A 6,306-nucleotide genomic window follows, 5' to 3' on the forward strand; every position below is an offset into this window, starting at 1 on the left:
GTTTCTCACAGGTCTGCCATGGCGTTCGCTATCAGGAGAGGAACCCACCATCCACATTCAACGCCACACCCGTGGTGTAGCTCGACGCATCGCTGGCCAGGTACAGCACCGCGCCGGCCATTTCGCTCGGGTCGGCCACGCGCTTGAGGGGGATCTGCGCCAGGGCGGTTTTCAGGATGGCGTCGTTCTTGACCAGCGCCGAAGCGAACTTGGTGTCGGTCAGGCCCGGGAGCAGGGCGTTGCAGCGGATGCCGAACTGTGCGCATTCCTTGGCGAAGACCTTGGTCATGTTGATCACCGCGGCCTTGGTCACCGAATAGATGCCCTGGAAGATCCCCGGCGAGATGCCGTTGATCGACGCCACGTTGATGATGCTGCCGCCGCCGTTTTCGCGCATCAGCTTGCCGGCTTCCACCGACATGAAGAAATAGCCGCGGATGTTCACGTCCACGGTTTTCTGGAACGCACCCAGGTCGGTGTCCAGGACGTTGCAGAACTGCGGGTTGGTGGCGGCGTTGTTCACCAGGATGTCCAGGCGCCCGAACTGTTCGCGGATACCGGCGAACACCTGGCTGATCTGCTCCATTTCCCCGATGTGGCAGGCGATGGCGGTGGCCTTGCCGCCGGCGGCGATGATCGCATCGGCCACATGCTGGCAACCGTCGAGCTTGCGGCTGGACACGATCACATGGGCGCCTTGCTGGGCCAGCAGTTTGGCGATGGCTTCGCCGATGCCGCGGCTGGCGCCGGAAACGAAGGCGATTTTACCGTCGAGGTCGAACAACTGGGTCTTGGACATGCTGTTTCCTTGTGATGGGGCGCTCAGAGCGTGGATTTACCGATGACCTGCAGGCTCATCTGCTCCAGCAGTTTGTTCATCTGAACGAACTGCGCGAAGCGTTTGTCCTGGGTCTGGCCGTGGAAGAAGCGGTAGTAGATCTGCTGGACGATGCCGGCCAGGCGGAACAGGCCGTAGGTGTAGTAGAAGTCGAAGTTGTCGATGCGGATCCCGGCGCGCTCGGCGTAGTAATCGACGAATTCGCGGCGGGTCAGCATACCGGGGGCGTGGCTCGGCTGGCGGCGCATCAGTTGCACCGGCGCCGGGTCGTCCGCCTCGATCCAGTAGGCGAGGCTGTTGCCCAGGTCCATCAATGGATCGCCGATCGTGGTCAATTCCCAGTCCAGCACACCGATGATCTGCATCGGGTTCTCCGGGTCGAGGATCACGTTGTCGAAGCGGTAGTCGTTGTGGACGATGCTCGACGTCGGGTGGTCGGCGGGCATCTTGTCGTTGAGCCAGGCCTTGACCGTCTCCCATTTCGGCGCATCGGGGGTCAGGGCTTTTTCGTAGCGGTCGCTCCAGCCACGGATCTGCCGGGCCACGTAGCCTTCGGGCTTGCCCAGGTCGGCCAGGCCGCAAGCGTTGTAGTCGACGCGGTGCAGTTCGACGAGCCGGTCGATGAAGCTCTTGCACAGCGCTTCGGTGCGGGCGGCGTCGAAACCCAGCTCCGGCGGCAGGTCGGAGCGCAGGATGATGCCCTTGACCCGTTCCATCACGTAGAACTCGGCGCCCATCACCGATTCGTCAGTGCAATGCACATAGGCTTTGGGGCAGTACGGGAACGCTTCGCGCAATTGGTTGAGGATGCGGAACTCACGGCCCATGTCGTGGGCGGACTTGGCCTTGTGGCCGAACGGCGGCCGACGCAGGACGAATTCCTGGTCGGGGTATTCCAGCAGGTAGGTCAGGTTCGACGCGCCACCGGGAAACTGGCTGATCCGTGGCAGGCCGGTGAGGCCGGGAATGTGGGCCTTGAGGTACGGGTCGATCAGGTTGGCATCGAGTTCTTCACCGTCGCGCACGCGGGTGGACTGATCAGTAAACGCCATGCTTATCCCTTCTGCTTATTTTGGAGGCCATCGATCATTGGCTAATCTAATGGCGCGTGGGAGGCGTCACAAGCACGCCAGGGTCTTATAGGTTAGCGTGTTGCCGGATAATCAGCGGGCTTGATGCATGGCGGCGTGCGCGTCGGATGCGGGCGAGCTATGGTTCGGGGAGTCGCTGTCAAAGGAGCCACCGCGATGGGATGCCCGCAAGTCTGTAGCACCGCGACCCTGCAATGCAGCTTCGGCGCAGCCCCGGCGGTGCTCAATGTGCTGCCGGTCAATCGCCTGCTGACCGGCGGGATGCCGGCGGCGAACATCATGGATCACATCCCGCTGGTGAACATCACCACCTTCGGCATGTGCATGAGCCTGGCGAACCCCACCGTGGCCGCCGCCACCGCGGCGGCCCTGGGCGTGCTGACCCCCATGCCCTGCATCCCGGCCACTGCGGCGCCATGGATCCCCGGCGGCGCCCCGACCCTGTTGCTGGGCAACATGCCGGCCATCGACGCCAATAGCACCTTGATGTGCACCTGGGCCGGGGTGATCAAGATCGTCGTGCCGGGGCAGGTGCAGATGTTGATTCCCTGACGGTGACGCCTGTGAACAACCACAAACTCCCTGTGGGAGCGAGCTTGCTCGCGATGACGTCGGCACAGTCAATCACCGCAAACTGATCTACCGCTATCGCGAGCAAGCTCGCTCCCACAAGGGGACGTGTGCTGATCGCTCAATCTTGATCCATCGCCGGGGCGACTTGGCCTCACGCATTGGCGTGGGTCAGCCCGGTCAAGGTGTCGGCGATGGCCTTCGTGCGTTGTGCCGTGCCTTCGGTGGTACGGCTGGAGTCTTCCAGGGCATCGAGCATCTCCCGCAGGGCGCTCACGGCGACGGACTGGTCTTCGATCTGTTGGGCGACGCCTTGGATCTCCGTCGAGAGCAGGTCGATGTCCACGCCGATTTCCGCGGCATTCTTGCGGGTGATTTCCGCAAGCTTGCGGACCTCATCGGCCACCACCGCAAAGCCTCTGCCCATCTCACCGGCCCGCGCTGCTTCGATGGCGGCGTTGAGGGCCAACAGGTTGGTCTGTCCCGCGATTTGCTGGATGACCTGTACGATCGACTGGATACGCAAGCTCGAACTGGCGAGCGCACGGGCACCGACCACCGCTTCACCCGCTTGCGTGGCAAGCTGCTCGACGGTGGTGCCGGCCTGCTCGGCCACGCTGTTTTGCCGGTCGATGGTGCCCGTCAGGTCATCCATCGACAGGTGCAGTTCGCCGGAGTAATGCTTGATTTGCGTCGCCATCGACGCTTGGTGCTGGCTGGCCTGCGCCAATACCTGGCCCAGGTCCGTCAGGCCGTCGAACACCGGCAGGATCGTCTGGTCCAGGCCGCGAGTGTCCAAGGCGCTGCTGAAGTCATTCATCTTGAACGCCATGATCTGCTTGACCACGACATGGTTCAGGCCCGCCAGCTTCTTGATCTGGCGGCGCAGGAAAAAGGCTTTGAACTCGCCATAGTGAGTGATGAAGTGATCGACGTACTCGTCGACAAACCCGGCGCCCTTGGTGACCCTGAAGAAGAAAATCGCCGTGAGTGTCTGGTTAAGGTTCAAACCGAGGATTTCACCAAACGTCGAGAAGCCGGCCAGAGGCACATCCCCGAAAATACCGGCCATGCTGCCCAGGTCGCTGCTGTTGTTGAGCCGGCGCAGGATGCAATCGTTGAGAATGGCGGCCACCGGCCGGCCACCTTTGCCCTTGAGAAATTTCTCGTAGTCGAGCCGGGTCGCCTCGCGCAGGGGCGTGCGCTTGACCATCACCAGCTCTTCGCCGGGCGCCACGTCGCAGAACAACTGGATGATCTGCTGCTGATGGTCGATGCGGGCAATGGAACGGACGAACAGCTCATCACCCACGCGGATGGCGAATGAATAATCGGCCAGCTTCTTTTCCAGCGCCTGGGCACTGCACTCGAAGGCCTCGCACAGCGCCTGGACCATGCTCTTGATGTTTCCACGGCTGTCGATGACCTGATCGATGGTGCGGTCTTCGACCGACGCGGTCAGCACGCTGAATGTCAGCCCGGCAGGTTGGAAGTTCTGGCTCTTGAACACTCCGAAGCGCACATCCGCCGCGGTTTTCAGAAAGACAATCTGCGCATGGTTCTGGTAACTGCGCTGCCCATCACTGATCAGGGTCTTCTTGAAATCCGCCTTGCCACCGGCTGAGCCGCCGACGAACAAGCACGGGAAGCGTCCAGACTCATAAAGCGCCTCCATAAAGAACGACTCGGAAGCCGAAAGACCATCGAACACCACGTAGGCCAAGGTATCGCGATGGTCAATGGGCGTGCTCACCTGCGCCTGCTTGATGTTACTCACCAACCGAGCGATTCGCTCACGCATGGCCAGGCGCTTGCCGCCACCGCGAATGTCCTCGCACTCCAGCGGTACCATCACCACCTCGGCTGACGCAATCACACTGGCGTCGAACAGCTGCAGCACCACCCGGTCCCAGGTCTCGCCAGTCTGGCAATACAGCGCGTTCGCACCGTTGCACAGCTCACCCGACGTCGTGCACAGGCTGATGGCGCTTTGGGGAAAACGCTGTTTGACCTTGGCGGCGACCCCGTCGATGTCCAGGTGAGGGGAGACAAACCCGGCGATCAATACCGGTGTGATGCGTACGCTGGCCAGTGCCTGGTCCAGTTCGCTCAACGTGCAGGCCACGCTGACCGCCCCCTGTGTGCGGGCTCGGGCTTTGTTGAAGAGATTCGATAGGTTCATGGCAGGACTCGGTTGAGCGCGACGTGACGCGTACGAGGTATGCGTGCGGAGTCCTTTCTCTGTAGCGATCACGGCAGGGGACTTGTATGGGCGTGAGCTTGTGCTATTTGCGGGGGCGGTCCATAGGGGCTTTTGGTTGGGGTTTACTCCGCCTGTTGGATAGCGACTTTCGTATTGGTCCCAGGAAACCTACTGGAAAAAATCAGCATTTGCTCGCTGGACGACAAAGCCCCACCCGCTATGCTATCGACGATGGCCTCTTGCCATTTGCCATGCCCACCACAAACCATCCCCGGCGTGAGACGAGAACCTGCTCGTCACCGCCCTTCGCAGAGACGATTCATGAACAAACACAAAGCCGTGTCAGGAGTTGCCTGGGGTGTTCTGTTGGGTTGCATCGGGCACGCCAACGCTTTTCAACTCTCGCCGGATGGCACGTTGGCTGAACGGGAGATGGCCAAGAAATACGGGGTTTCCTATAGGGCGACGGTGCCTTTCGCCAGTTTCGCGCTGCATAACTTTTCCGATCCTGCCCATGAGGCGCTGACGCAGAAGATCTATGGGTGTGACGGAGATTGGCAGGATTGCAGTAACCCCAACCTGGAGAACGCCGGTGCTTATGTCATTGCCGGGGTTCGCTGGAACGATGATCCGGTGTTCATGCCGGGCGCGGAAGATGCCAAGACCAAGGGCTGCGATGGACGTTACTCGGTTGGTTTCATCTCGCAGACGCGGTGCTGGGTCAATCTCTTCGAGAAAGCCGAGGACATAAGCGCTTCCGATCCAATGGCGTTCATGGGGACGGGGAACTACATCTCCCGTTCGCATTTTGGCGACCTGCAATTCTTGCATGCAATGGCGTCCCAAGAGGGCGACGCGCCAGAGAAGACCAAGCGCGAAATCATGATGTGGGCCGAGTTCGCCTGGGGGGTTGCCGATGGTACCTACCCCCTCAATACCTATTTGAAAGACATCCAGATCGAAGGCTGGGAACAGCATTTCAATAACGGACAAACCGTGCAGGATCTTTTTGCGGTGGGGCGTCCATGGTTGCGGGCGAATGTGAATCAGGTGGCGTTTGGCAGTTTGCTTCATCTTGTCCAGGACAGCTTTGCCGGTGGACATGCGCAGCGGCGCGAAGAGGTCCTGGGTGACAAGTGCATGGGCGGTGCCGAGGCTGTGTTGGGGCGGATCGAGGAGTTTCACTCTTACGCTCGGCAGGATCATGCCAAGCACAAGGACGATGACGCCAGCTCAGTCGCCAGGCTCATGTTGATGGCCCATGAGCCGGATGTTGTGGATGCCGGCAAGAAGCTGCGGGGATTTATCGCCGATCGCAAGAAATGGGCGGATGTCAGGCCTTATCTGGATGAGTGTGTTTTTGCCCTGGCCAATGAGACGACTCCGGCGTCGGCGGGTGATAGGTACAAGCTGGAAGCCAACCGCTGAACATTTGACGAAAAACTGTGGGAAAGAACTGTGGGAGCGAGCTTGCTCGCGAAGACGTCGGCACATCCAGCATCGAGGCCAACTGATCCACCGCCATCGCGAGCAAGCTCGCTCCCACAGGGGGCGGTGCCAGTCGATAAACTGAGGTTCACCACCGATCCAATGTGGGAGCGAGC

General features: G+C 60.8%; 5 protein-coding genes and 1 pseudogene. 2 read left to right on the top strand and 4 right to left on the bottom strand.

What is annotated here, in order from left to right; all coding sequences use genetic code 11:
* Window positions 1–31 precede the first annotated feature (31 nt).
* Together J4E53_RS29405 and J4E53_RS29410 are read right to left on the bottom strand one after the other, a co-directional pair.
* Window positions 32–799 carry an SDR family oxidoreductase gene (locus J4E53_RS29405; protein WP_003180553.1) on the bottom strand — a complete coding sequence of 256 codons (768 nt, stop codon included), beginning with the start codon at window positions 797–799 and terminating at the stop codon, window positions 32–34.
* A gap of 23 nt (window positions 800–822) precedes the next feature.
* The gene (locus J4E53_RS29410; RefSeq protein WP_103311270.1) at window positions 823–1,890 is read right to left on the bottom strand and encodes a phosphotransferase family protein; all 1,068 of its coding nucleotides are present in this window, start codon (window positions 1,888–1,890) and stop codon (window positions 823–825) included.
* Window positions 1,891–2,085: 195 nt separating this feature from the next.
* Here J4E53_RS29410 and J4E53_RS29415 point away from each other — a divergent pair, with 195 nt between their 5' ends.
* Window positions 2,086–2,481, top strand: coding sequence for a DUF4280 domain-containing protein (locus J4E53_RS29415; protein WP_072404866.1), 396 nt, complete (start codon window positions 2,086–2,088; stop codon window positions 2,479–2,481).
* A 172-nt stretch (window positions 2,482–2,653) separates the two neighbouring features.
* Here J4E53_RS29415 and J4E53_RS31250 read toward each other — a convergent pair whose 3' ends face one another.
* Window positions 2,654–3,331 carry a methyl-accepting chemotaxis protein gene (locus J4E53_RS31250; protein ID WP_404942848.1) on the bottom strand — a complete coding sequence of 226 codons (678 nt, stop codon included), beginning with the start codon at window positions 3,329–3,331 and terminating at the stop codon, window positions 2,654–2,656.
* 195 nt (window positions 3,332–3,526) lie between these two features.
* A pseudogene (locus J4E53_RS31255) lies at window positions 3,527–4,681 on the bottom strand (FIST signal transduction protein); the annotation flags it as partial.
* 342 nt (window positions 4,682–5,023) lie between these two features.
* Here J4E53_RS31255 and J4E53_RS29425 point away from each other — a divergent pair.
* A complete protein-coding gene (locus J4E53_RS29425) occupies window positions 5,024–6,130 on the top strand; it encodes a hypothetical protein (RefSeq protein ID WP_103311266.1) in 1,107 nt (368 codons plus the stop codon).
* Window positions 6,131–6,306 lie beyond the last annotated feature (176 nt).

It is taken from the genome of Pseudomonas sp. FW305-28, assembly GCF_017351395.1.
Taxonomy (GTDB): Bacteria; Pseudomonadota; Gammaproteobacteria; order Pseudomonadales; family Pseudomonadaceae; genus Aquipseudomonas; species Aquipseudomonas fluorescens_AA.

Excerpts from the sequence above, each read along its gene's own strand:
- J4E53_RS29405 (WP_003180553.1), bottom strand. The coding sequence starts at position 799 with ATGTCCAAGACCCAGTTGTTCGACCTCGACGGTAAAATCGCCTTCGTT.
- J4E53_RS29410 (WP_103311270.1), bottom strand. The coding sequence starts at position 1,890 with ATGGCGTTTACTGATCAGTCCACCCGCGTGCGCGACGGTGAAGAACTC.
- J4E53_RS29415 (WP_072404866.1), top strand. The coding sequence starts at position 2,086 with ATGGGATGCCCGCAAGTCTGTAGCACCGCGACCCTGCAATGCAGCTTC.
- J4E53_RS31250 (WP_404942848.1), bottom strand. The coding sequence starts at position 3,331 with ATGGCGTTCAAGATGAATGACTTCAGCAGCGCCTTGGACACTCGCGGC.
- J4E53_RS29425 (WP_103311266.1), top strand. The coding sequence starts at position 5,024 with ATGAACAAACACAAAGCCGTGTCAGGAGTTGCCTGGGGTGTTCTGTTG.